This window comes from Chromobacterium sp. INPA-IVC (assembly GCF_059047085.1).
Genome location: NZ_JBTNLS010000002.1, coordinates 142,483 through 168,258 on the forward strand (window position 1 = coordinate 142,483; position 25,776 = coordinate 168,258).

The following is a 25,776-nucleotide window of genomic DNA, read 5'->3' on the forward strand; positions in this document are numbered from 1 at the left end:
GAAGCCATCATGTCCCAATTCTTCATCCGCCGCCCGGTCTTCGCCTGGGTCATCGCCCTGTTCATCATTCTGCTGGGGGTGATCGCCATCCCCCAGTTGCCGATCTCCCGCTATCCGTCGGTCGCGCCGCCGACGGTCACCATCACGGCCGTCTATCCCGGCGCCACGCCGCAGACCATGAGCGACAGCGTGTTGAGCCTTATCGAGCGGGAGCTCTCCGGCGTAAAGGACCTGCTGTATTTCGAATCTTCAGCCGATACCTCCGGCGCGGCGCAGATCACCGTCACCTTCAAACCGGGCACGGACCCGGCGATGGCCCAGGTTGACGTGCAGAACAAGCTGAAGGCGGTAGAGCCGCGCCTGCCCGCCGCCGTGCGCCAGAACGGCGTGATGGTGGAGTCGGCCTCGTCCGGCTTTCTGATGCTGATCGGCCTGCGCTCCGACAACGGCCGCTTCGACGAGACCGAGCTCAGCAACTACATGGCCCGCAACATCGTCGAGGAGCTGCGCCGGATCGACGGCGTCGGCCGGGTGCAGCTGTTTGGCGCCGAGCAGGCGATGCGCGTCTGGGTGGACCCGGCCAAGCTTATCTCCTACGGCCTGGCGATGAGCGACCTGACCGCCGCCATCGCCCAGCAGAACGCGCAGATCGCGCCGGGCAGCCTGGGCGCGTCGCCGGCCTTGCCGGGCCAGCGGGTGACCGTGCCGCTTACCGTGCAGGGCACGCTTTCCACGCCGGAGCAATTCGCCGCCATCGTGCTGCGCGCCAACGCCGACGGCGCCAAGGTGGTGCTGGGCGATGTCGCGCGCGTCGAGCTGGGCTCGCAGTCCTACAACTTCGTCAGCACTGAAAACGGCAAGCCGGCCACCTTCGCCGGCGTGCAGCTGAGCCCCGGCGCCAACGCGGTGAAAACCGCCGAGGCGGTGCGGACGCGGCTGGCCGAGCTGGGCAAGGCGATGCCGGCCGGCATCGGCTATTCCATCCCGTTCGACACCGCGCCCTTCGTCAAGATCTCCATCGAGAAGGTGATCCACACGCTGGTCGAGGCGATGGTGCTGGTCTTCCTGGTGATGTACCTGTTCCTGCAAAACGCGCGCTACACGCTGATCCCGTCCATCGTCGCGCCGGTGGCGATGCTGGGCACCTTCGCGGTGATGCTGGCCGCCGGCTTCTCCATCAACGTGCTCACCATGTTCGGCATGGTGCTGGCGATTGGCATCATCGTCGACGACGCCATCGTGGTGGTGGAAAACGTGGAACGGCTGATGGCGGAGGAAGGCCTGTCGCCCAAAGAGGCGACGTCGAAGGCGATGAAGGAAATCACCGGCGCCATCATCGGCATCACGCTGGTGCTGACCGCGGTATTCATCCCGATGGCGCTGTCCAGCGGCTCGGTCGGCGTGATCTACCAGCAGTTCACGCTGGCGATGGCCGTGTCCATCCTGTTCTCGGCGCTGCTGGCGCTGACGCTGACGCCGGCGCTGTGCGCGACGCTGCTGAAGCCCATTCCCCGCGGCCACCACGAGAAGCGCGGCTTCTTCGGCTGGTTCAACCGCCGCTTCGCGCGCCTGACCGACTGGTACGAGACGCGCGTCGGCCGGCTGATCGGCCGCTCCGGCCGGGTGATGCTGGTCTTCGCCGCCCTGTCCGGCGCGATGGCCGCCGGCTTCAACGTCCTGCCCTCCTCCTTCCTGCCGGAAGAAGACCAGGGCTATTTCATGACCGGCTTTCTGCTGCCGGCCGACGCCACCGCCGAGCGCACCCGCGACCTGGTCAAGAAGCTGGACAGCCATCTGGCCACCCGCCAGGCGGTCCAGTCCAGCATTTCCATCGTCGGCTACGGTTTCTCCGGCTCCGGCGCCAACGCCGCGCTGAATTTCGCGGTGCTGAAAGACTGGAACAAGCGCGACGGCGCGTCGACCGTGGACGAAAGCCTGCGCGCCCAACAGGCGATGGCCGGCGCCACCGAAGGCACGGTGATGAGCCTGCTGCCGCCGGCGATAGACGAGCTGGGCACCAGCTCCGGCTTCACGCTGCGGCTGGAAGACCGCGCCAACCAGGGCTCCGCCGCGCTGAAGGCGGCCGAGGCCAAACTGCTGGAGATGGCCGCGCAAAGCCCAGTGGTGGCCGGCGTCTACCCGGACGGCCTGCCGGCAGGCGCCAGCATCCGGCTGGAGATAGACCGGCAGAAGGCCGAGGCGCTGGGCGTCCCCTTCGCCAGCGTCAGCGACACGCTGTCCGCCGCGATGGGCTCGGCCTACGTCAACGACTTCCCCAACCATGGCCGGATGCAGCAGGTGATCATCCAGGCCGACGCCCCGGCGCGGATGCAGATAGACAATGTGCTGAAGCTCTACGTGCGCAACGCGGCCGGCAGCATGGTGCCGCTGTCCGAGCTGGCGCGCCCGGTGTGGGCCGAAACGCCGCTGCAGCTGGTGCGCTTCCAGGGCTACCCGGCGGCGCGCATCTCCGGCGGCGCCGCGCCCGGCCACTCCAGCGGCGCGGCGATGGCCGAGATGGAGCGGCTGGCCGCGCAGCTGCCGCCCGGCTTCGCCGTCGAATGGACCGGCCAGTCGCTGCAGGAGCGCCAGTCGGCGTCGCAGGCGCCGATGCTGATGGCGCTGTCGATGATCGCGGTGTTCCTGGTGCTGGCCGCGCTGTACGAAAGCTGGTCCATCCCGCTGTCGGTAATGCTGGTGGTGCCGCTGGGCCTGATCGGCGCGCTGGCCGCCGTGATGCTGCGCGGCATGCCCAACGACGTGTTCTTCAAGGTAGGCATGATCACCGTGATCGGCCTGTCGGCCAAGAACGCCATCCTGATCATCGAGTTCGCCAAGCAGCTGCGCGACGAAGGCAAGAGCCTGACCGAAGCCGCGATGCAGGCGGCGCGGCTGCGGCTGCGGCCCATCCTGATGACCTCGCTGGCCTTCGGCCTGGGCGTGGTGCCGCTGATGATCGCCACCGGCGCCAGCGCCGAGACGCAGAACGCCATCGGCACCGGCGTGTTCGGCGGCATGGTGACCGCCACCGTGCTGGCCATTTTCTTCGTTCCCGTTTTCTTCGTGTTCGTGCTCGGCTTGCAGGAGCGTCTGGGAGGGTGGCTGAAATCGCGCCGCCCGGACGCCGCCCCGAACCGCGGACAGGAGGGTTGAGCCATGAAATTCATCATTCTTCCCATCATTCTGGCCCTGTCGGCCTGCTCGCTGACCCAACCGCTGGTCAAACCGGATCTGCCGGTGCCCGCGGCCTTCCCCGCCGCCTCCGGCGGCGAATCCGGCCCCCGCGCGGCGGACCTGGGCTGGCGCTCGATGTTCGGCGATCCGCGGCTGCAGCGCTTGATCGAGCTGGCGCTGGACAACAACCGCGACCTGCGCCTGGCCGCGCTGAACGTCGAGGCCGCGCAGGCCCAATACGGCATCCAGCGCAGCGAACAGTTGCCCAAGATAGACGGCGTGGCCGGCGCCGCGCGCCAGCGCACGCCGGCGAACGGCGCGACGCCGGCCGCCACGCAAACGCATTACAGCGCCAACGTGGCGCTGAGCGCCTTCGAGATCGACCTGTTCGGCCGCATGCAGGCGCTGTCCGACGCCGCCTTCGCCCGCTATCTGGCCAGCGAACAGGGCCGGCGGGCCGCGCAGATTTCGCTGGTGGGCGCGGTGGCGGACGCCTACTTCGCCGAGCGGCTGGCCGACGAGCAAAAACAGCTGGCCGTGCGCACGCTGGCCGACTGGCGGCAATCGCTGGACCTGGCGCGCCTGCTGAAAGCGGGCCATCAGAGCAGCGGCCTGGAGGTGGCGCAAGCCGAGGGCCAGGTCTCCAGCGCCGAAGCGGACCTGGAGGCCCGCGCCCGCGCCCTCGCGCAAGCCGGCAACGCGCTGCGGCTGCTCATCGGCGCGGAGCCGCCCGCCGACCTGCCCGCCCCGCTGCCGCTGGAGGCCCAGCCGGTGGCGACGCGGCTGCCCGCCGGCCTGCCGTCCGACCTGCTGCTGCGCCGGCCGGACATCCTGCAGGCGGAACAAGAGCTGGCGGCCGCCAATGCCGACATCGGCGCGGCGCGCGCGGCCTTCTTCCCCAGCCTGTCGCTGACCGCGTCGCTGGGCTTCGCCAGCCCGGCGATGCGCGGCTTGTTCGACAGCGGCCACCGCGCCTGGAGCTTCGCGCCGCAGGTTTCGCTGCCGCTGTTTCCCAGCGGCAGGCTGCGCGCCGAGCTGCGCCTGGCCGAGCTGCGCAAGTCCGGCGCCGTCGCCGAATACGAACGCGCGATCCAGACCGCCTTCCGCGAAGTGGCCGACGGCCTGGCCGGACGCGAAACCTTCGGCCGGCAGATCGCCGCCCAGGGCAGGACGGTGGCCAGCGCCGAGCGCCGCGCGGATTTTTCGGCCCAACGCTACCGCGCCGGCGTAGACGGCCGGTTGGAATTGCTGGACGCCCAGCGCCAGCTCTACGCCGCCAAACAGGCGCTGCTCGACCTGCGGCGCGGCGAGTTCGGCAATGCGGTGGCGCTGTACAAGGCGCTGGGCGGCGGCTTGATCGACCATTGATTCCCGGCGAACACGAACATGCCCGGGCAGGTGCCGCCCAATGAAAAACCGCGCTCATTGGCGCGGTTTTTCATTTCCCTGGCTAGCGCTTTTGGAGCCGCCTCGCGGGGCTGTCAGAGCCAAGACTCGCCGACTCAGGCCCTGCCCGTCGCGCGGCAGAGAGGCGCAACGCAGGACCAGGGATTTTATCAGCGGGCCTTAGCGCCACGCGCCCCAGAACAGCCACAGCACGATGGGGCCGCCCAGGATCAGCCACTTCAGCAGGTAGTAGGTGAACCGGCTCTGCGCCTTGATCTTCTTGCCCAGCAGGCGCACCTGCTGGATGTAGCGGAAGGCGCGGTTGAGGCCGCCGACGCGGTCGCCCGCCTCGTTCGGCGAATTGGCCGCGCCCACCAGCACCCGGCTGACGATGCGGTTGATCACCCGCGCCGGCCAGAACCACATCGGCCGCTCCACGTCGCAGAACAGGATGATGCGGTTCTGGTCGGTGGTGTTTTCCGCGTAGTGCAGATAGGTTTCGTCGAAGATCACCGCCTCGCCGTCGCGCCAGCTGTATTTCTCGCCGTCCACGTCGATGAAGCAGCCGTCGTCGTTGGGCGTGATCAGGCCCAGGTGGTAGCGCACCGAACCGGCGAACGGGTCGCGGTGGCGCACCAGGCGGCTACCCGGCGGCAGCGCGGCGAACATCGCCGCCTTGATGTTGGGAAACTGCCTCAACAATTCGGTGGTGTACGGGCACAGCGCCTGGGCGGACGCGTGATCCTGACCGTACCATTTCAGATAAAACCGCTTCCAGCCGGTCTTGAAGAAGCTATTGAAGCCCAGGTCGTCGTACTTGTCCGAGGCCTTGATATTGCCGCGGTCGTACAGCGCCACCGCCTCTTCGCGGATCTTCTCCCAGTTGGCGGTCAGCGCCTGCAGCTCAGGGAAGCGCGCCACCGGCAGGTAGGGCTTGGGCGGCACCTTGGAAAACAAATACATGAAGCAGTTGATCGGCGCCATGATGGTGGAGTGGTCGCTCAACTGGCGCCAGAATCCCAGCCGCACGCGGCCGCGGAAATGCACGTAAAGGGTGGACAGCACGAAAACCGCCACCACCAGAATCTTGAAATAAGGCATCGGCAACTCCAGACAATCAGAGCGACATTGTAAAACGACAGGACCATCAGCGCAGGCTTATTCGGGTAGAAACTGGCCGCAAGGTACAAAAAATTGCCGCATCTTCAGCAATTTGGACACGTTCAGACGAATACCGTTCGTACCGAGTAGCCATCTGCGGCAAGGTCGAACAGCCGGTAACCGCGCCGGTCGTCGATCTCGATGTCGCAGGCGCCGCGCCTCCACTGGAAACAGGTGGCCGGCCCCACTTCCAGCGTCTTGCCGCGATAGGCGATGCTGTGCTCGCCGTGCACATGGCCGCAGATCACCAGCTTCAACGCATCCGCCGCCGTCGCGACCTGCCAGAACGGCGAGGCCTGCGCCAACATGCAATCGTCCAGCAGCGGCGTGCCCACCGCCAGCGGATGATGGTGCAGCACCACGGCCGCCGGCCCCTCTCCCGCTCCGTCCAGCCGCTGACGCAGCCGCTCCAGCTCGGCGTCGCCGATCCGGCCTCCATCCTGCCCGGCCACGCAGCTGTCGACGCCGATGAAGGTCCAGCCGCCCAGCTCCAGCGTCTCCAGCGGCCGCAGAAAATCATAGCCGGCGAACACCCGCGCCATCGCCGCGCGGCAATCGTGGTTGCCGGCTATCCAGTGCACCGGCACCCCCAGCGCGCCCAGCGCCTCCGCCGCCAGATGGTACGACGCCTCCGATTCGTCCTGCGACACGTCACCGGTCAGCAAAACCGCCTCCAGGCCCGGCTCCCGCGCCGCCGCGGCGAGCACCGCTTCCAGCGCGGCGTGGGTGTCCCGCTCCAGCAGGCAGCCCCGCTTGTCCGCGAACAGGTGCAGATCGGTCAATTGCGCGACTTTCATTCCCGGCTCCCCGGCATGTCAAAGGCATCGATTATCGCCGAAACCGCGCATCGGCTCAGACAATAAAAAAACCGGCGGGATGTCCCGCCGGTTGTTTGCGTCCGGTGAAAAAGATCAGAACAGCTGATCCTTGACGTTCTCCACCGCGTCCTGGGCGGCGGGCTTGCCGCTGTCGGTGTCCGACAGCGGCGCGCTGGCGTCACCCTCGCTGCCCGGCACCGAGCCCTGGTTGTCGATATGCAGCTCCGGATTGGTCTTCTGGAACTCTTCGTAGTAGTACTCGTCGCCGCCGCGCTGGCCGGCGCCCGGCTTCACCACGATGCCCTGCGGCACCGGCAGTTCCACTTCCGGCTGGCCCTTCAAGGCATTGCCCATGTAGTTGATCCAGATCGGCAGCGCGGCGGTGCCGCCGTAGCCGTAGCGGCCCAGCGAGCGCGGCTGGTCGAAGCCCACCCAGGTGGCGGCCGCCAGATTGGGATTGAAGCCGACGAACCAGGCGTCCTTCCAGTCTGAGGTGGTGCCGGTCTTGCCGGCCAGATCGGTGCGGCCCAGGCTCATCGCGCGGAAGCCGGTGCCGTAGCGGACCACGTCGCCCATCATCGAACGCATGATGAAGGCGTTGCGCGGATCGATCGCCTGCTGGGCGTTCTGACCGGCCACGGTGGGCACGGTCTTGGCCAGCACGCGGCCGGACTGGTCTTCGATGCGGTCGATGAAGAAGGCCTTGGTGCGGTAGCCGCCGTTGGCGAACACCGAGTAGCCCTCCACCATCTGCAGCGGCGTCACCGAGCCCGCGCCCAGCGCCATCGGCAGGTAGGCCGGATGCTGCTTGGCGGAGAAGCCGAAGCGCTGCAGGTACTGCTGGGCGTAGTCGGTTCCCACCGCCATCAGCACGCGCACCGACACCAGGTTCTTGGACCGGGTCAGGCCCTGGCGCAAGGTGATCATGCCAGAGAACTTGCCGTCGTCGTTCTTGGGCGTCCACATCTGGCCGTTGACCCCGGGCACCGACAGCGGCGCGTCGTTGATCAGCGTGGACGGCGTGATGCCGCGCTCAATGCCCGACGAGTAGATGAAGGGCTTGAACGAGGAGCCCGGCTGACGCCAGGCCTGGGTCACGTGGTTGAAGCTGCGGCGGTTGAAGTCGAAGCCGCCGATCAGCGACTTGATCGCGCCGGTGCGGGTGTCCAGCGACACGAAGGCCCCCTCCACTTCCGGCATCTCCACGATTTCCCAATAACCCTTGGCGTTGGCCTGCACGCGGATCACCGCGCCGCGGCGGATCTGCAGCTGCTGCGACGCCTTGCTGCTCAGCCCGCGGCGGGCGAAATCGAGGCCCGCGCCCTTGATCGACGCGATCTTGCCGCCGCGCATGTAGGCGCGCACCTCGGACGGGCTGGCCGACAGCACGATGGCGGGCAGCATGTCGCCGCTGTCGCGCAGATCGCCCATCGCCTCGTCCAATGCCTCGGTGGCGTCCTCGCCGTCGCCGGCCGGCAGATCCAGGAAGCTTTCCGGACCGCGGTAGCCGGTCTTGCGGTCGTAGTCGATCAAGCCGGCTCGCAGCGCGTCGTACGCCCATTTCTGGTGGCGGCTGTCCACGGTGGTGTAGACCTTGAAGCCTTCGGTGTACGCCGCTTCCTTGTAACGCTCGTACATCGCCTGCCGTACCATTTCCGCAACATACTGGCCGGGCTGGCTGGTTTCCGCCACCTGGCCGGCCAGATGCAGCGGCTCGGCCAGCGCCTGGTCGTACTGGTCCTGGGTGATGAAATTCAGCTCGCGCATCCGGCGCAGCACATATTGCTGGCGCAGTTTGGCGCGGTCGGGATTGACGATGGGGTTGTAAGCCGACGGCGCCTTGGGCAGGCCGGCCAGCATCGCCATCTGGGCGGGGCTCAGGTCGTTGAGCGTCTTGCCGTAATAGGTCTGCGCCGCGGCGGCGAAGCCGTAGGCCCGCTGCCCAAGGTAGATCTGGTTGAAGTACAGTTCCAGAATCTGGTCCTTGCTCAGCGTGTGCTCGATCTTGAACGCCAGCAGCGCTTCGTTGAACTTGCGGGTGAAGGTCTTCTCGCTGGACAGGAAGAAGTTCTTCGCCACCTGCATGGTGATGGTGCTGGCGCCGGAGCGGGCATGGCCGGACACCAGGTTGCCGACGGCGGCGCGCATGATGCCGAGGTAGTCGATGCCGCTATGCTGATAGAAACGCTCGTCCTCGGCAGCCAGCACCGCCTGCTTCATCAGCTGCGGCACTTCGTGGATGCGGGAGAACGAACGCCGCTCTTCGCCGAATTCGCCCAACAGCTGGTTGTCGGCGGAATAGACGCGGAGCGGAATTTTCGGACGGTAGTCCGTGATTACATCAAGGCTTTGCAGGCGCGGGTAGGTTATGATGATTGCAATCGCGGCGGCACCCGCAAGCAACACCACGCCACCTAGGAATACGCCTGCCAAAATAGCAAGAAATCGTCTGAGCATATTTACGATGGGCTTTCACTGGAAACCGGATTATAACGTCTTGTGAAAGCCAACAAGACAAACAATGGCGGCAACAGTTCGATTTTCTGTTGCATGAGACCGGATCGAGGCGCGGATGCTAATCGATAAATTGAGGCTCGGGCGCTCCTTGCTCGAACAACTGGGGCTGGGGAAATCCCACAATTCGCCGTTGCTGGGACTGGACATCAGCAGCACCGCGATCAAGCTGGTCGAACTCTCGCGCAATGGCCGCAACATCCAGGTGGAGCGGTACGTGACCGAACCGCTGCCCAAGGACGCGGTCAACGACGGCAACCTGGTCGACATCGACGGCATCTCCGAAACGCTGCGCCATGGCTGGAAACGCCTGGGCAGCCCGATACGCAGCGTCGCCATCGCCATCCCCACGCCGATGGCCATTTACAAGAAACTGCTGGTGCCGGCCAGCCAGACCGAGGACATGGACGATCTGATCGAGTCCGAGGCCAATCAGATCATCCCCTTTCCGCTAGACGAGGTGAACCTCGACCACCAGGTGCTGGGCCCGTCGCCGTCCAGCCTGGACGATCTGGAAGTGTTGCTGTGCGCCGCCCGCAAGGAAAAAGTGGAAGAACGCGTGGCGGTGGTGGAAATGGCCGGCCTGCGCGCTCAGGTCGTGGACGTGGAATCGTTCGCGATGATGACGGCCTTCGAGCAGATCCAGCAGCAGCTGCCGGACGAAGGCATGAACCAGACCTTCGCGCTGTTCGACATCGGCGCCACCCGCATCCACTGCAACATCATCCGCAACAACCAGCAGATCTACTACCGCGAACAGATGTTCGGCGGACACCAGCTGACGCGCGACGTCCAGCGCCGCTACAACGTCAGCTTCGAGGAAGCCGAAAGCGGCAAGCGCAGCATGGCGCTGCCCGACGGCTACGAATCCGAGCTGATGCATCCGTTCATCGACTCGCTGGCCCAGGAAATCCAGCGCGCGCTGCAGTTCTTCTACACCACGGTCAGCGTGTCGCAATATCTGCGCGTCGACTACATCCTGCTGGCCGGCGGCTGCAGCATGCTGCCCGGACTGGACGACGCCGTGGCCGGCCGCACCCAGATCAGCACCATGATCGCCAACCCGTTCACCACCCTGGTGCAGGCGCCCGGCATCCGGCTGAAAGAGCTGCTGATGGACGCGCCCTCGCTGCTGATCGCCTGCGGACTGGCGCTCAGGAGGTTCGACTGAATGATACGGATCAACCTCCTTCCCCACCGCGAGCAAAAAAAGGCCGCGCACCGGCTGCGCTTCCAGCTGCTGCTGGGCGCAACCGTCCTGGCTTCGCTGCTGCTGCTGACCATAGGCTATATGGTGCTGCAGCACCAGATTGCGGGGCAGGAGGCGCGCAACCACGTGCTGCAGGCGGAAATCGGCAAACTGGATCGGCAGATCAAGGATATCGGCAAACTGAAGAAACAACGCGACGACCTGCTGGCGCGCAAACAGCTGGTGGAGCGGCTGCAGGAGGGACGCAACTCCGCGGTGCATCTGTTTGATCAATTGGTGCGCCAGACTCCTGACGGCGTGTACCTAAGAAGCTTCAAGCAGATCGGCAATCAGGTGACGCTGACCGGCTACGCCCAATCCGGAGCCCGGGTCTCCAGCTACATGCGGCTGCTCGGCCAGTCGGAAACCTTCGACGCGCCGGTGCTGATCGAAGTCAGCTCGATCATCGTCAACAATCAGCGGGTCAGCGCGTTTACGCTCAATGCTGCGATGAAGCAAAGCCCGCCCTCCGCCAACAAACCCGCCGGAGCCACGCCATGACGCTGGACGAACTGCGCGCGCTCGATCCCAAGGACATGCCCAACTGGCCGATGCAGGCCCAGATGCTGATGCTGTTCCTGCTATTGCTGCTGGTGGTGGGACTGGGCTATTTCTTCGTGCTGGGCGAGCAGTTCGACAAGCTCAACCAGTCCCGCCAGCAGGAAGCCACGCTGAAGCAGACCTTCATCGACAAGAAGCGCCAGGCGGTGAACCTGGACGCGCTGGAGCAGCAGTTGAAAGAAATCGACGCCTCCTTCGGCGCCCTGCTCAAGCAGCTGCCGACCAAATCCGACATGGATACCCTGCTCACCGAGATCAACCAGGCCGGCATCGGCCGCGGGCTGCAATTCGATCTGTTCAAGCCCGGCGCCGAGGCCCGCACCGCGGAGATGGCCGAAGTGCCGATCACCATTCGTCTGACCGGCTCGTATAACGACCTGGCGGCCTTCGTCAACGACATCGCCCAGCTGTCCCGCATCGTCACCATCGGCGAGATCAGCCTCACGCCCGGCGCAGGCAACCGGCTGACCATGGACGCCACCGCCCGCACGTATCGCGCCCTGGAGCCCGGCGAACGTCTCGGCGCGATGGCGCAAAAGTGATGACGATGAGAAGAATAGCGATCTGTCTGCTCCCGCTGCTGCTGAGCGCCTGCGGCGACAGCGGCGACAACGGCAATGACGACTTGCGGCAATGGATGGCCAACAGCAGCCTGGGCTTGCGCGGCCAGATCGACCCCCTGCCGCAGGTTCAGGCCTATAAGCCATTCAACTATCAGGCCTATGACCTGACCGATCCGTTCAACCCGCAAAAGCTGCAGGCGGGCAAGCGCCAGAATTCGGCCAATGCGCCGGATCTGAGCCGCCCGAGAGAGGCGCTGGAAAATTACGATCTGGACAAGCTGGAGATGGTGGGTACGATACGACGGAACACCGCCATCTACGCGCTGATCCGCACGCCGGAAGGATCTGTCTACCGAGTCCAGCCAGGCAATTACCTGGGGCTGAACTTTGGCAAGGTCACCTCGATCAGCGACGCGGAAGTGCAGCTTGCCGAAACCGTCGAAGACCTGAATGGAGAGTGGGTGCAGCGCAACAGCAGCCTGCATCTTGCAGAACAAGGGCAGAACAAATGAAAAGACTCGGCATCGCATTGTGGACAGGACTGGCCTTGTGCCTGGCCGCGGAGTTGGCCGCCGCCGCGCCGTCCATCACCGCGCTGGACGCGGGCAAGGTGGATGGCAATCGGCAGACGCTGCAGATCACTTTCGACGGCCCGGCGGTCAAGCCCAACAGCTTCTCCCTGTCCAATCCGCCCCGCATCGCGCTGGACTTCGCCAACACCGAAGTCAAGATGGCCAAGCCATCTCTCAATGTCGACAGCCCTCTGCTGCGCTCGGCCGTAGCGGTCGAGGCCAGCGGCCGTTCGCGGCTGGTGCTCAACCTGGCCCGCAACGCCAGCTACCGCAGCGAGATCAGCGGCAACCGGTTGCTGCTGACGCTGGATGGCTCGATGCCTTCCGAACAGGCGTCCGCCACTCCGCAGGAAATCGCGCCGACCGCCCGCGCCGACACGCAAGCCCAGGTAGCCGCGGGCGGCGCTGCCGGCCTGGATTTCCGCCGCGGCCGCAACGGCGAGGGCCGGGTGGAGCTGGCGTTGCCCAGCGCCAACACGCCGGTGGATATCCGGCGCGACGGCTCCAATCTGGTGGTCGACATCGCCAGCGCCTCGCTGCCGCCGCAGTTGGTGCGCCGCATCGACGTCACCGACTTCGGCACCCCGGTGGCCAAGGTGGACGCCGCCAATCTGGGCCGCAATATCCGCGTCACCGTGATGCCGCAAGGCGACTGGGAGTATTCGTCCTACCAGACCGACGGCAAGCTGGTGGTCGAGGTGCGGCGCCCCGCGCTGACAACGGTTGGCGGCGGCGATGCCGGCAAGCCGCTATACAAGGGCGACAAGCTGTCGCTCAACTTCCAGAACATCGAAATCCGCACCGTTCTGCAGGTGATCGCCGAATTCACCGGCCTCAACGTCGTCACCAGCGACTCGGTCACCGGCAACATCACGCTCCGGCTGAAGGACGTGCCCTGGGACCAGGCGCTGGACCTGATTCTGCAGAGCAAGGGGCTGGATCAGCGCCGCAACGGCAACATCATCCAGATCGCGCCGCGGGACGAGCTGCTGGCGCGCGACAAGCAAGTGCAGGAGGCCCGGCAACAGCTGGCCACGCTGGAGCCGCTGCGTTCGGAAACCTTCGTGCTGCGCTACCGCTCCGCCGAAGACTTCAAGAAAGTACTGGACGGCGACAACAATTCCGGCAAGAAAGAAAGCCTGCTGTCGGAACGCGGCAGCGTACTGATCGACCCCAAGACCAACACCCTGATCGTCAACGACATCGGCACGGCGATCGACAAGATCCGCGACGTGATCGCCAAAACCGACATCCCGGTGAAACAGGTGCTGATCGAGGCTCGCATCGTCGAGGCCACCGACAACTGGGAGCGCGATCTGGGCATCAAGCTCACCTATGACCGCGCCGACCCTAACGGCATCATCTCCGGCAACCCGCTGGGCACCAACGTCAACAACGTCACCAACTTGAACACCGGCCAGCCCTATGTGATCCAGACCACGCCCGCCGGCGTCAACCTGCCGATCGCCAATCCGTCCGGCACGCTGTCCGCGCTGTACAACGTCGGCCACTCGGTGATTCTGGGCCTGGAGCTGCAGGCGATGCAGGCCGAGGACAAGGGCCGCATCATCTCCAGTCCGCGGGTGATGACCGCCGACCGCCAGGAAGCCACCATCGAGCAGGGCACGGAAATCCCCTACCAGGAAGCCAGCTCCAGCGGCGCCACGTCGGTGTCGTTCAAGAAGGCCGTGCTCAGCCTCAAGGTCAAACCGCAAATCACGCCCGACAACCATGTGATGATGGACATCACCGTCAACAAGGATTCGGCCAACTTCCAACAGACGGTGAACGGCACGCCGTCGCTGTCGACCGAGAAGATCACCACCCAGGTGCTGGTGGACAACGGCGGCACCGTGGTGCTGGGCGGCATCTATCAACAACAGCTGGACAACGTGGTCAACAAGGTGCCCTTCCTCGGCGACATTCCCTTGCTGGGGGCGCTGTTCCGCAGCTCGCAGAAGATAGACAAGCGTAGCGAGCTGCTGATTTTCATCACTCCCAAAGTGATCAACGACCTGGTCGCCGCATCGCGCTGATGCTCGCCGGCCAGGCTCTGACGCAGCCTCGCTTCATTGACAGATTGGCTGCGGCAAGCAGCCAAGACAGAGTCGTGAACGTTCGGCTACAATGGCTGCCATGGAGAAATTGGCAGGCAACTTTTTTCTGGTCGGTCTGATGGGCGCAGGCAAGACCACGGTGGGCAGAGCGCTGGCGCGCCGCACCGGCAAGACGTTCTACGACTCCGACCAGGAGATCGAAGCGCGCACCGGCGTGCGCGTGGCCACCATCTTCGACATCGAAGGCGAGCTGCGCTTCCGCAATCGAGAAGCCTGCGTGATCCGCGACCTGGCCCAGCAGCGCGACATCGTGCTCGCCACCGGCGGCGGCGCCGTGATGCGCGAGGAGAACCGCAAGGTTCTGGCCAGCCACGGCACCGTGATCTACCTGCGCGCCGCGATAGACGACCTTCTCGCCCGCACCCAGCACGACAAGAACCGCCCCCTGCTGCAGATCGCCGATCCGCGCGCCAAGCTGGAAAGCCTGTTCAACGAGCGCGATCCGCTGTACCGCGAGATCGCCGACATCATCATCGACACCACCCAGCAGAACGTCAATCTGCTGGTCGCCCGCCTGTTCGACCAGCTGTTGGCTTCGCCGCAACATCCCAAGGAAACCGACTAGTGATCACCCTCGACCTGATCCTTCCCGACACCCGATACCCGATACACATTGGCCACGGACTCCTGGAACAGGTCGATCTGCTGCTGCCCCACCTGCCGCTGCCCAAGGCAGCCATCGTCAGCAACGCCACCGTCGCACCGCTTTATCTGTCCCGGCTGCAGCAAGCGCTTGAAACCCGCGGCGTAGCCTGCTCCAGCGTAGTGCTGCCCGACGGCGAACGGCACAAGGACTGGCAGACGCTGAATCTGATCTTCGATGCGCTGCTGTCGGGTAACGCCGAGCGCAAGACCACGCTGATCGCGCTGGGCGGCGGCGTGATAGGCGACATGACCGGCTTCGCCGCCGCCTGCTACCAGCGCGGCGCGCCCTTTATCCAGATTCCCACCACCCTGCTCGCGCAGGTGGACTCCTCCGTCGGCGGCAAGACCGCGATCAACCACCCGCAGGGCAAGAACATGATCGGCGCCTTCTACCAGCCGAAGGCCGTCATCGCCGACATGGATCTGCTGGCCACCCTGCCCGACCGCGAACTGTCCGCGGGCCTGGCCGAAGTGATCAAGTACGGCCTGCTCGGCGACGCCGGCTTCCTCGCCTGGCTGGAAGCCAATGTAGCCAAGCTGCGCGCGCGCGACGGCGAAGCGCTGCAATACGCGGTGAAGCGCAGCTGCGAAATGAAGGCCGCCATCGTTTCCGAGGACGAAAAGGAAAACGGCGTGCGCGCGCTGCTGAACCTGGGCCATACTTTCGGCCACGCCATCGAGGCCGGCCTGGGCTACGGCGCGTGGCTGCACGGCGAGGCGGTGGCCGTCGGCATGGTGCTGGCCGCCGCGGCCTCCGCCGAGCTAGGCTGGATCAGCCGGGACGACGTGGAACGCGTGCGCCGGCTGATCGCCGCCGCCGGTCTTCCGGTCAAGGCCCCCGCCATGCCGACCGAGCAATGGCTGAGCCTGATGAGCCACGACAAGAAGGTCGAGTCCGGCACCGTGCGCTTCGTCCTATTGCGCTCGCTGGGCCAAGCCGTGATAGAGTCGGGGCTGGACACCGCCTTGCTGGACCGGATTCTGCGCGAAAACAGCTGATCCCGGCTGTCCGGGCGGCCTGGCTACGAGTTTATACGAATTGCCAAGTCGCCCGCCTCGTCAGAATAATCAACAGACTAAATAAGATGTTGTTTCACACGAGGGGGGAGAAATAGAATGGATGTCTTTACGGCACTGGCCAGCAGTCTGGCCCTGATGCTCGTCTATTATTCGTTGCGCCAGTTCTGGCGCCATCTACGTTACATCAAGCCCGTTCAACGCGGCATCGACCCTGTCGGAGAAGCCGAAGTCTTCCTGGCTTATGGCCGCACCCGCGAAGCCGTCCGAGTCCTTAAGGATTCCCTGAAGGACGATCCCGACAATCTCCACGCCAAAGTCGCCCTGCTGCGCGCATACTCCAATGCCCGCGACAGCAAGGCCTATGTGTCGCTCGCCCGCGACGTCCACCCTCAAGTGCAGGGCCAGCCGGTCTGGCACACGATACGAGAAAACGGCCGCGAGCTGGCGCCGCAGGAGCCGTTGTTCTCCAAACGTTGAGTTACCGAGCGCTCAGGCGCCATGGCCAACGAAACAAGGCTGCCCTCGGGCAGCCTTGTTGTTTTCGCCAGCCGCAATGGACTCAGTCCGCCTTCGGCTCGCTGAACTGCAGGCTGTGCAACCTGGCGTACAAGCCGCCCTGCCCCAGCAATGCCTGATGGCGTCCCTGCTCGACTACCTTCCCCTGGTGCATCACCACGATGCGGTCGGCGTTCTCGATGGTGGACAGCCGGTGCGCGATCACGATGGTCGTGCGGTTCTTCATCAGGTTTTCCAGCGCGGCCTGCACCAGACGCTCCGACTGGGTGTCCAGCGCCGACGTCGCCTCGTCCAGAATCAGCAGCGGCGCGTTCTTCAACAGCGCGCGCGCGATCGCCAGCCGCTGCCGCTGACCGCCCGACAAGCGGGAACCATTTTCGCCGATGATGGTGTCCAGCCCCTCCGGCAAGGCCTCGATGAACTCCAGCGCATTGGCCGCGCGGGCGGCATCGATGATCGCTTCGCGCGACGCATCCTCCCGGCCGTAAGCGATATTGGCCGCCACCGTATCGTTGAACAGCTCCACCTGCTGGCTGACCAGCGCGATATGCTCCCGCAACTGGCTCAACGGGATGTCGGACAGCGCCACGCCGTCCAGCAGCAGCCGTCCCGCCGATGGCTCATAGAAACGCGGCACCAGGCTGGCCAGCGTAGTCTTGCCGCTGCCGGAGGACCCCACCAGCGCCACGGTCTCGCCGGGCTGTATGGTCAAGTCGATGCCGGACAACGCGGGGTTGTCCACATTGGGATAGGCGAAGCTGACGCTATCGAAGCGCAGCTGCCCGCTAGGCGCGGGCAAGGCGCGATCGCCGCTGTCGGCCTCGCCGGGCTCGTCGATGAAGGAGAATACCGACTCCGCCGCCGCCAGGCCGCGCTGCATCGCCTGCGATACGCTGGAAATGCGCTTGACCGGCGCGAACAGGCCGAGCATCGCCGTCAGAAACACCATGAAATCGCCGGCGGTCAGCGCGCCATGCTGGGCGCGCAGGCCGGCAAAGTACAAGATCGCCGCCAGCGCGCACGCGATCATCAGCTGGGTGACGCCGGTATTCGCCGAGCTGGCCGCGCTTTGCTTGACCTGGTTGCGCCGAACCGACGTCGCCGTATCGTCGAACCGCGCCATCTCGCGCTCTTGGCCGCCATATACCTTGATCGCGCGCTGGCACTGGATGCTCTCCGCCAACACCTGGGTCATCTGCGCCATATGCTGCTGGTTCTGCCGCGCCAATCCACGCAGACGCTTGCCCACCAACCGCATGCAATAGGTAACGCCCGGCATCACCACCAGGCAGATCAGCGTCAGCTGCCAGTCCGTCATCAGCATCAGGCCCAGCATGCCCAACGCGGTCAAGCCGTCGCGCACGGTGACGGTGATCACGTTGAAGCCCGCCTCGGTCACCTGATTGACATCGTTGGTGATCCGCGACATCAACCTGCCGGACTGGTGCTCGTCGTAATAATGCGCCGGCAAACGCACCAGCTTGGCGAACATCTGCTGCCGCAAAGCCTGCACCAGCTGCCCGGTCAGCCAGCTGGCGGTATATTCGTTGATGAAGCCGGCCACGCCGCGTATCAGGTAAATGCCGATGATGGCCAGCGGCACCCACATGATCACCTGGGGATCTTTATTGACAAAGCCGCCATCGATCAGCGGCTTGAGCAGCTTGGCGACGGCAGGCTCGGTCAGCGCCGCCACCGCCATCGATAGGATCGACAGCAGCAGCACTTTCCAGTAGCCAAACAAATATCCGAGCAGCCGCCGGTATATAGCCCAACTATTCTTAAACGAATCTTTCATTCAAAACCCTGTCATCCGCGCGGCGAACGCGGCAACCCTGCTAATTGAAGAATGCTTTCCAAATTGCGTTCGACCGAGAAACGCTGACGGACATCCTCGCGCCCCTTGTCCGCCATCGCGCGCATTCCGGGCAGATCGGCCAATGCTTCCGCCAGCGCGCGGGCCCAATCGGATACGCTGCCAGGCGTGGCCAGCAGGCCGGTCACCCCATCGGAAATCGTCTCAGGAATGCCGCCGGTATCGCTGGCGATGACGGGAACGCCCAGCCCCAAAGCCTCAATCTGCGACATGCCCAGCGGCTCATAAGTGGAGGGCATGACGACGATGTCGGCCCGGGCGAGCAAAGCCGCGACCGGATTGACGATGCCGGCCAGCAACACGCGATCCTGCAATCCCAAACGAGAGACCTCCGCTTCGATGCGCGCCCTCTCCCCGCCGTCGCCGGCGATGACGTAACGCAAGCCAGGCCACGCGTCTTTCAATTCGGCCAGCGCGCCGAGCAAAGTCAGATGCCCCTTCTCTCCGCGCAGCATCGCCGCATGCGCCAGCACCGGGCCAGTCCCGCCAGAGAGCCAATCGGCAATCCGCGGCGGCAAGGGCTGCCCGGCAGACTGATCCAGCCGCTCGAAATCGACCCCCGGATACACGACGTGCAAGCGCTCCGCCCGGATAGCCGGATTCGCCAGCAGGGTTTGCCGCAAGCATTCGCTCGGCAGCATCGTCGCATCAATCAGGTGGTTGTAAGTCAAGGTCGACGGGTAGCCGGCCTGGTAAGTGCGGGATCGCAGCAGGAACGGCCTATTCCGCAACATTCTGGCGGCAAGGGCCACATTATTGCTGTCGTGCCCGCTGTGGCAAATCGCCAGCCTGGGCCGGTGCTCGCGCATCCAGCGCCATAAGCCCGCGATGGTGGGCAGGTGCGCGCTGTTTCGAAAGCGCAGGGGCAGGATGGCCAGCCCCTTGTCGCGCGCGGCATCGGCCACCGCCGTGCCGGGACGGCACGCCAGCACAGGACGATAGCCCGCCTCGCTCAGCTTGGCCATCTGCTGCATCAGTTGAAACTCCTGTCCTCCCACATTGGGCGAAGACTCGGAGAATAATATGAACTCAGACATGCGGATGCCCATCAACCCTCGGGCGGACACAGCTCGGCCCAGGGCCGGCCAGCCGCCAACTCGGCCTTGAGGTGCTGGCACAGCTCGAACTGCGATTCGAAACCATTGTTATAGCTGATGCTGCCGATGTGATACCAGCAATCATCGATCACCTGAATGGTGAAGGGATGCCCGCTCACCGGATCGCTGATCTCGCGCATGCGATGCTTCGCCATTCTCAAGCCGGAAACATCCAGCTCCCGATACAGCGAACGCCAATTGCGCCCCCCGGTATCCAGCCCATTGGAAAAGTCATACAGAAAATTGAGCCGGCGCCGCCGCACGTGATCGAAGCGGAACGCGCAATACCCGGCCCACAAATGCCAGCCCCACTCGCTGTGGTTAGGCAGGCCGTACACCGGCTGGTCGTCGAGGTCGACCAGCAATCGGCTGGGCGCCACCGGAATCATGTCGTGATCGATGAAAGCGAAACTGCGGGGCTTAGCCGGAAGCACGATGTTGTGGTAGATCCAGCTCATCGCGAAACCATGGGAACGGTTGACATGCCGGGTCGGATTGGCCGGCAGGGCCAGATAAGGCACCTGGTTCTCGCGGCAGACCTGTTCGATCTGGCGCCTCATTTCCGGACGCCGGGAATTATCGAACACCGCCATCCGGGTGCCCGGGGCATTCACGCGCGCGCGCTCCAACTGCCAGTTCAACGCCCAGGGCTGCTCGAACGCGACAACCAGGCCCAGATTGGCGGCCGGGTCGCGCAGGCTCTCGACGAAGCGCTCCTGCCCCGCCGCGCGCTTGGCCAGATACATGGATTGCCATGCATCATTCCGCCACTGCTTGAGCGCATCATGGCACGGCGACAGCCTCAACCACTCGGCCAAGCCAAAATCGGACAGATCACGCATTACGGACACACACTCCAGATATTATTCTTCATACATCCACCCCGCTTCCGACGCTCCTCGGCCAAACGCTTGGGGAGGCGCAATCATCGCAGCAATAACCACGGGCAGCAAGCTTCCTCAAGAAGGCTCCCATGTCGTATATAATCGCCTGATCATGATGCCGCCGTGGCCTCTACTAATCGTACCAGCGCACCCGCCGAGCCCTGCCAGGCATCGCCCGGGGCGAACATCCGCATCCTCTTATGCCCCAGACCGAAGCACCCGACCGCATCCTTCTGATCAAACTGCGCCATCATGGCGACATCCTGCTCACCACGCCGGTGGCCAGGACACTGAAGTCGCGCTACCCGCAGTGCGAGATCGACATGCTGGTCTACCGGGAAACCGTCCCGCTGCTGCAACACAATCCAGACATCGCCCGCATCTGGACGCTTGACCGCTCATTGCGCGGCTGGCGCAAACTGGCGTCTCAGCTCCGCCTGCTGCTGGCGCTGCGCCGGCAACGCTACCAGACGGTGATACACCTGAGCGACCAGATGCAGGGGGCCTTTTTCGCCAAGCTGCTGGCCCGCCGCCACGCGATCGGCTTCGATTACCCAAAACGCCGCAACAGCCCCTGGCATCGCTTTTTCACCGCCCTCGCCCCGCTAGCGCCGAGCGACACCCTGCACACCGTCAGCCAGAATCTGCTCGCGCTGTCGCCGCTTGGCATCACGCCGACCGCAGACGAGCAACGCTGCGTGCTGCCGATCCAGGCCGCCGACCGGGAATCGGTGGCGGCGCTGCTCAAGGAAGCCGGCGTCAACGGCCCCTACATCGTCATCCATCCATCCTCCCGCTGGTTCTTCAAATGCTGGGAGGACGATAGATTCGCCGGACTCGCGGAAACCCTGGCGTCCGACGGCTGGTCCATCGTTCTCACCGCGGCGCCCGATCCGGCCGAAATGGACATGGTCGCCGCCATACAGGCGCAAATCCGCTCCGACCGCGTCGTCTCCGTCGCCGGCCGGCTCACCCTGAATCAACTGGCGGCCATCATAGACGGCGCCCGGCTGTTCATCGGCGTGGACTCCGTCCCCATGCACATGGCCGCGGCGCTGGGCAAGGATACCGTCGCCCTCTTCGGTCCCAGCAAAATCCACGAGTGGCATCCCTGGATGACCCGCCATCGCCTGCTGAACGCCGCCGACTACGGCGAACTGATCGATCCGGACCAGGTGGACACCTCGACGCGCCAGCGCTATCTGGCAAACATCCCGCTGGAGGCGGCGCTGAACGCCAGCCGCGAGCTGCTGTCCTCCCCTGCCCAGGAATAAAGCATGCGTCAAACCATTCTGTTCATCATCGACGGCCTGCCCGGAGGCGGCGCCGAGCGCGTGGTCATCACCCTGGCCGGAGAGATGGCCGCCCGCGGCCATCAAGTCACGATCGCCTCGCTGCAGGCCAGCCTCGACTATCCGATACCCGACGGCGTCGACTACCTGCTGGTGGAGGACCGCTACCGCGGGCCGTTTCGCCGCCAGACCGAGATCCTCCGCCGGGCGCGCCAGCTGGACAACGCGCTGCGCCGGCACTTCGCGGGACGGCCAATCAATCTGGCCGTTTCCAATCTGCCGAAAACCGACAGGATCGTGGCGGCCTGCCCCTATCTGAAACACGCCTGGCTGTGCCTGCATTGCGCGATCCAGGCAGGACAGCTGGCGGAGAGAAGCGGGATCCGCCATTGGCTGAAAAAGCGCCAGCTCGTCCGCACCTATTCCGGCCGCAAGCTGATCACGGTCTGCCGGGCGTTGCAGCGGGACATACTGGATTGCGGCATACGGCCGGCGCGGATGGAGGCCATCTACAATCCCTTCGACCTCGACGGGATTCGCCAACGCGCGACGGCGCCCTGCCCGCTGGACGGCGAAGACTTCATTCTCCACGTCGGCCGCCTCAACCATCAGAAACGGCACGACCGGCTGCTGGAGGCGTTCAAGCTGAGCGGCTACGCCGGCAAGCTGGTTCTGCTCGGCCAAGGCGGCCAGGCCGAACTCTCCGCGCTGCAGGCCCAGGCCGAGCGGCTGGGCATCGCCGACCGGCTGGTCATCGCCGGGTTCACGGACAATCCGTACGCCTACATGCGGGCCGCGCGCGCCCTGGTGCTCAGCTCCGATTACGAAGGATTCGGCAACGTGCTGGTCGAAGCGCTAGCCTGCGGCACGCCGGTGGCCAGCACCGATTGTCCTGAAGGCCCGGCGGAAATCCTGACCGGCGATCTGGCCACGGGACTAAGCCGAATGGATAGCCAAGCGTTGGCAGATGCCATCAAGCGAGTCCTGCAAGCCCCTGCGCTTTTACAACCCGAACAACTGGCTGCGTTCTCGCTGGACACCTCAGTCAATCGCTATCTGGCGCTGGCCGATCAGTAAGCTAAAGCCGCTGCTCGCACCTGGCGTCGAATATGGGCGCCAGGTATAAGCCGAGGGCGGCGAACATCGCGCCGAACATCGCAATCTGCGGACTCAGCAGCAACACGTCGCTCAAGCCGAACACCATCCAGAACCCGACATAAAGCCCCATGAATCGCCTGGAAAAGCTGCCGCGCTTCCAGCCATAAATGCCGAATCCCAATAAAAAAATCATCCAGGACAGCGCACCCGGCACCCCCTGCAAAGACAAAATTTCAAGCCACTCGTTATGCAAATGAACATCCCGCATAATCAAAGCTGCCTTATTGAGTTCGCCATCCTTGACCAGCTGATGGAATAAGATATCCCGCGCCTGAATACTTTGCCCCCAAGGCTGTTCCTGCACGGCATGCGTCCCAGCATCCCACAGCGAAAAGCGGATACCCAAAGAAGTATCGGCATTGCCTTGACTATAAGCAATCAGATCCGTCTGCGCCTCTTTGACCCGATTACCAACCATGTTCCAGCTGGACCATAATGTCACCACCGACAACAATGCGGCAATCACATAGGTACGCCAACTCTGGTGCAGGCCAAATCGCCACAGGACCGCACAGCCAAACACAAACAGATAAACCAAAATTGCGGCGCGCGTGCCAGTTGCCACAATGGACATGAACTGCAACGCGATTACCAGGCAAAAGCCCAGCCATTGCCAATTCTTAAGACGGAAAGGATAAAACAACAGCAAGGTGAAAAAATGAATCGCACAGAGCAGATAAGCGGCGCCGGTAGCATATAAGCTTCCAAGGCCGATTCGCACTCCATTCGCATCATGCCAAACTTTCAAAGTAATAATGGACAACAATATCGATGCCGATACAAAAGCGATTGTCACATACGCCGGAGATGCGTCCTTCCGGGGCGGACTCCACAGCGGAAGCAAAAGCAAAGGCAGGGCGCTAAGCCAGATTTTACTTGAAAGCTGATAGGCAAACGCTACGGGGAAAAGGGCTGGATCAGTAGGCGCGGGAAAATACCAGAGCCAAGCGGCGCGAAATGCAATAAAACTCAGCAGCGCAAACGACAACAACAGCTTCAGCCCCTTCGGCCCGGACTCGCGACGTTGAAATACGATCAACGGCAAAGCCAGCAGGGACAGCGAGCACAGAATATAAAACAACGTGCGCCCGGACACGGGAAGCGTCAGTATCAGACAGCATCCCAAAAGCAAGGCGAATGGAGCAAACTGATTCACTCGGTCCAGCATCGGCATCCGCTGCGCCAGCGCCTCTCTACCATTAAACTGCATGGTAACCCCTGAACCATTCGACAAACCGCGCCATGCCGACCTCAAGCGTGGTGGATGGTGTGAAGCCCACTGCGTCTCTCAGACGGGAAGTCTCAGCATAAGTAATCGGCACATCGCCATCCTGCATCGGCAGATATTCCTTGACCGCCTCCTTGCCGCAATACTTCTCAGTCAGCTGGATGAACGTCATCAACTCCACCGGCTGATGATTGCCGATATTGAAAATCGTATGCGGCAACTCGCCCGATGGCACATGCTCCATCACCCTCACCACCCCCTCGACGATGTCATCGATGTAAGTAAAGTCGCGTTGCATCTTGCCATGATTGAATACTTTGATCGGCCTGCCATTCAGAATGGCGTCGGTGAACAACCAGGGAGCCATGTCCGGGCGGCCCCATGGGCCGTAAACAGTAAAGAAACGCAAGCTGGTGGTAGGCAACTGGTACAAATGGGAATAGCTGGCCGCCATCAACTCGTTCGCGCGCTTGGTCGCGGCGTAGAAGCTGACGGGATGATCTGCCCGCTGGTCCTCCGAAAACGGCACGGCGGAACCACTGCCGTAAACACTGGACGATCCGGCGAATACCAAGTGCTTCACCGGATAATGGCGACAGGCCTCCAACACATTGGTAAAGCCCAATAAATTGCTTTCCGCGTAAGCATGGGGATTCTGCAGCGAATAGCGCACCCCGGCCTGGGCTGCCAGATGAATGACATAATCGAATTTTTCAGCCGCAAACAAACGCTCCATCGCAGGCCAGTCCGCGATATCCTGCCGATAGAAACTGAAACCGGATTTCCCCTGCAAAGTCGCCAGCCGCGCATGCTTGAGCTCGACCGCATAGTAATCATTCAGATTGTCGATCCCGACAACCTGAACATCCCGCTGCTCCAACAGCTTTTCACATACGGCCCGGCCAATAAAACCGGCCGCGCCGGTCACCAGAATCTTCATCATTGAATACCTTATGTCCACTCAGCGGACCATCACTTATACGTTCGCGCCAGCCAGAATCAAGCTGTCACAGTCTCAATCGCACCCGCAGAAAACGCAGCTTCCATTTGCAGGAAACTTGCCTCGCCGCAAGATACTTCCATACCGAAATGGACTGAAGTTTTTCAGCGACTGCGGGCTGCGCATTCAGGAATTGACGCCCGGAAGGCGTTTTCAGCAAGTCCTTGGCAAAACCGATCCAGAGATGCGCGGTCTGCCAAGCGGCGATACGCCCGGCAAAAGCGGTCTCGATGCTCTGCAATGCCCTGATGTACTCCTCGCCGTAACGCCATGTCTGACCGCGGTCGGACAGGCTGCCCGGACGCTTGTAATAGGAATAGACAGGCTCCTCGCCCCATACGATGGACTTCGCCTCCGTGATCCAATGGGGCGTCGTCATCATGTCTTCGTAGCATTTCATGGCGGCCAGATCATGCTGCAGCAAAATCTGGCGAGTCACGCACTTGCCTGCGAAGTGCCCTTGCAGACGCTGATGCTCGCAAAACAGGTCGCAGGCTTGCTGAACCGACAGCGGCGCCACATCGCGGAACACGCCACCAGCGTCGCTGTCTTCCAACAGCTGACCGGTTTCCCGCAGCGGCGTCATCAACAAGTCTGGCTCGTGCTGCCGCAGCATGCTCACCATCCACGCCAAGCCGCCCGATAAAAAAGCATCGTCACTGTCGAGAAAAGTCACATATCGCCCACCCGCCTGCCCCACTCCGGCCTGACGCGCCAAACCAACGTTTGCGAAATCGACCGAAATCATCTTCAACCAGGGATGGGATTGCGTGAATTCTTCAAGTATCTTGGCCGTTCCATCAGTGGACGCATCATTAATCGCGATCACTTCCACCTGCGCCAACCCAGCCATTTGCCGCGCCAACACCTCCAGGGTCCGCCCCAGATATGCTGCAGCGTTATGCGCCGGCATGATGATACTTAGCAACATCAACTCATAAACCT

21 protein-coding genes are annotated in these 25,776 nt (G+C 63.6%); 12 read left to right on the forward strand and 9 right to left on the reverse strand.

The features are described from left to right. The first annotated feature begins 9 nt into the window (after positions 1–9). Together ACX17K_RS03470 and ACX17K_RS03475 are read left to right on the forward strand one after the other, a co-directional pair. Positions 10–3,153 (forward strand): multidrug efflux RND transporter permease subunit, encoded by a 3,144-nt coding sequence (locus ACX17K_RS03470; RefSeq protein WP_493773705.1) that lies wholly within the window; start codon positions 10–12, stop codon positions 3,151–3,153. Between the two features lie 3 nt (positions 3,154–3,156). Further along, positions 3,157–4,542 (forward strand): efflux transporter outer membrane subunit, encoded by a 1,386-nt coding sequence (locus ACX17K_RS03475; RefSeq protein ID WP_493773706.1) that lies wholly within the window; start codon positions 3,157–3,159, stop codon positions 4,540–4,542. Between the two features lie 198 nt (positions 4,543–4,740). On the opposite strand, the gene lpxO is transcribed toward ACX17K_RS03475, so the two are convergent. The 3 genes from lpxO to ACX17K_RS03490 all read right to left on the reverse strand — a co-directional run bounded on the left by lpxO (position 4,741) and on the right by ACX17K_RS03490 (position 8,945). Further along, positions 4,741–5,661, reverse strand: coding sequence for a lipid A hydroxylase LpxO (gene lpxO / locus ACX17K_RS03480; RefSeq protein ID WP_070979775.1), 921 nt, complete (start codon positions 5,659–5,661; stop codon positions 4,741–4,743). A 122-nt stretch (positions 5,662–5,783) separates the two neighbouring features. Further along, positions 5,784–6,518 (reverse strand): metallophosphoesterase, encoded by a 735-nt coding sequence (locus ACX17K_RS03485; RefSeq protein ID WP_493773707.1) that lies wholly within the window; start codon positions 6,516–6,518, stop codon positions 5,784–5,786. Positions 6,519–6,632: 114 nt separating this feature from the next. Next, complete coding sequence (locus ACX17K_RS03490; RefSeq protein WP_493773708.1) at positions 6,633–8,945, reverse strand: penicillin-binding protein 1A; 2,313 nt, start codon at positions 8,943–8,945, stop codon at positions 6,633–6,635. Between the two features lie 166 nt (positions 8,946–9,111). On the opposite strand from ACX17K_RS03490, the gene ACX17K_RS03495 reads away from it, so the two are divergent. The 8 genes from ACX17K_RS03495 (at position 9,112) to ACX17K_RS03530 (ending at position 16,257) form a co-directional block, all read left to right on the forward strand. Continuing rightward, on the forward strand, positions 9,112–10,224 hold the full coding sequence (locus ACX17K_RS03495; protein WP_493773709.1) for a pilus assembly protein PilM: 1,113 nt from the start codon (positions 9,112–9,114) through the stop codon (positions 10,222–10,224). After that, the gene (locus tag ACX17K_RS03500; RefSeq protein ID WP_493773710.1) at positions 10,225–10,803 is read left to right on the forward strand and encodes a PilN domain-containing protein; all 579 of its coding nucleotides are present in this window, start codon (positions 10,225–10,227) and stop codon (positions 10,801–10,803) included. Continuing rightward, positions 10,800–11,405 carry a type IV pilus inner membrane component PilO gene (locus ACX17K_RS03505; protein ID WP_493773711.1) on the forward strand — a complete coding sequence of 202 codons (606 nt, stop codon included), beginning with the start codon at positions 10,800–10,802 and terminating at the stop codon, positions 11,403–11,405. The genes ACX17K_RS03500 and ACX17K_RS03505 overlap by 4 nt, the downstream gene beginning before the upstream one ends. Before the next feature lie 5 nt (positions 11,406–11,410). Continuing rightward, complete coding sequence (locus ACX17K_RS03510; protein WP_493773712.1) at positions 11,411–11,938, forward strand: pilus assembly protein PilP; 528 nt, start codon at positions 11,411–11,413, stop codon at positions 11,936–11,938. Further along, positions 11,935–14,034 carry a type IV pilus secretin PilQ gene (locus tag ACX17K_RS03515; protein WP_493773713.1) on the forward strand — a complete coding sequence of 700 codons (2,100 nt, stop codon included), beginning with the start codon at positions 11,935–11,937 and terminating at the stop codon, positions 14,032–14,034. Before ACX17K_RS03510 ends, ACX17K_RS03515 begins: the two co-directional genes overlap by 4 nt. A gap of 91 nt (positions 14,035–14,125) precedes the next feature. Further along, the gene (aroK, locus tag ACX17K_RS03520) at positions 14,126–14,680 is read left to right on the forward strand and encodes a shikimate kinase AroK (RefSeq protein WP_493773714.1); all 555 of its coding nucleotides are present in this window, start codon (positions 14,126–14,128) and stop codon (positions 14,678–14,680) included. Continuing rightward, entirely contained in the window at positions 14,680–15,759 is a 1,080-nt protein-coding gene (gene aroB / locus ACX17K_RS03525; RefSeq protein ID WP_493773715.1) for a 3-dehydroquinate synthase, read from the forward strand. The genes aroK and aroB overlap by 1 nt, the downstream gene beginning before the upstream one ends. Before the next feature lie 117 nt (positions 15,760–15,876). Next, a complete protein-coding gene (locus ACX17K_RS03530) occupies positions 15,877–16,257 on the forward strand; it encodes a type IV pilus assembly protein FimV (RefSeq protein WP_021478274.1) in 381 nt (126 codons plus the stop codon). An 82-nt stretch (positions 16,258–16,339) separates the two neighbouring features. Here ACX17K_RS03530 and msbA read toward each other — a convergent pair whose 3' ends face one another. The 3 genes from msbA to ACX17K_RS03545 are packed head-to-tail and all read right to left on the reverse strand — an operon-like array spanning position 16,340 to position 20,111. After that, positions 16,340–18,094 carry a lipid A export permease/ATP-binding protein MsbA gene (gene msbA, locus ACX17K_RS03535; protein WP_493773716.1) on the reverse strand — a complete coding sequence of 585 codons (1,755 nt, stop codon included), beginning with the start codon at positions 18,092–18,094 and terminating at the stop codon, positions 16,340–16,342. A gap of 11 nt (positions 18,095–18,105) precedes the next feature. Further along, the gene (locus tag ACX17K_RS03540; protein ID WP_493773717.1) at positions 18,106–19,221 is read right to left on the reverse strand and encodes a glycosyltransferase family 4 protein; all 1,116 of its coding nucleotides are present in this window, start codon (positions 19,219–19,221) and stop codon (positions 18,106–18,108) included. Continuing rightward, positions 19,221–20,111 (reverse strand): hypothetical protein, encoded by an 891-nt coding sequence (locus ACX17K_RS03545; protein ID WP_493773718.1) that lies wholly within the window; start codon positions 20,109–20,111, stop codon positions 19,221–19,223. Before ACX17K_RS03545 ends, ACX17K_RS03540 begins: the two co-directional genes overlap by 1 nt. Positions 20,112–20,353: 242 nt before the next feature. Here ACX17K_RS03545 and rfaQ point away from each other — a divergent pair, with 242 nt between their 5' ends. Both rfaQ and ACX17K_RS03555 read left to right on the forward strand, forming a co-directional pair. Further along, positions 20,354–21,427 (forward strand): putative lipopolysaccharide heptosyltransferase III, encoded by a 1,074-nt coding sequence (rfaQ, locus tag ACX17K_RS03550; protein ID WP_493773719.1) that lies wholly within the window; start codon positions 20,354–20,356, stop codon positions 21,425–21,427. A 3-nt stretch (positions 21,428–21,430) separates the two neighbouring features. After that, positions 21,431–22,522 carry a glycosyltransferase gene (locus ACX17K_RS03555; protein ID WP_493773720.1) on the forward strand — a complete coding sequence of 364 codons (1,092 nt, stop codon included), beginning with the start codon at positions 21,431–21,433 and terminating at the stop codon, positions 22,520–22,522. Between the two features lies 1 nt (position 22,523). On the opposite strand, the gene ACX17K_RS03560 is transcribed toward ACX17K_RS03555, so the two are convergent. The 3 genes from ACX17K_RS03560 to ACX17K_RS03570 all read right to left on the reverse strand — a co-directional run bounded on the left by ACX17K_RS03560 (position 22,524) and on the right by ACX17K_RS03570 (position 25,762). Then, positions 22,524–23,813: an O-antigen ligase family protein gene (locus ACX17K_RS03560; protein WP_493773721.1), complete on the reverse strand. Its 1,290-nt coding sequence runs from the start codon at positions 23,811–23,813 to the stop codon at positions 22,524–22,526. After that, complete coding sequence (locus ACX17K_RS03565; protein ID WP_493773722.1) at positions 23,803–24,774, reverse strand: NAD-dependent epimerase; 972 nt, start codon at positions 24,772–24,774, stop codon at positions 23,803–23,805. The genes ACX17K_RS03560 and ACX17K_RS03565 overlap by 11 nt, the downstream gene beginning before the upstream one ends. Before the next feature lie 64 nt (positions 24,775–24,838). Beyond that, positions 24,839–25,762, reverse strand: coding sequence for a glycosyltransferase family 2 protein (locus ACX17K_RS03570; protein ID WP_493773723.1), 924 nt, complete (start codon positions 25,760–25,762; stop codon positions 24,839–24,841). Positions 25,763–25,776: the final 14 nt, after the last annotated feature.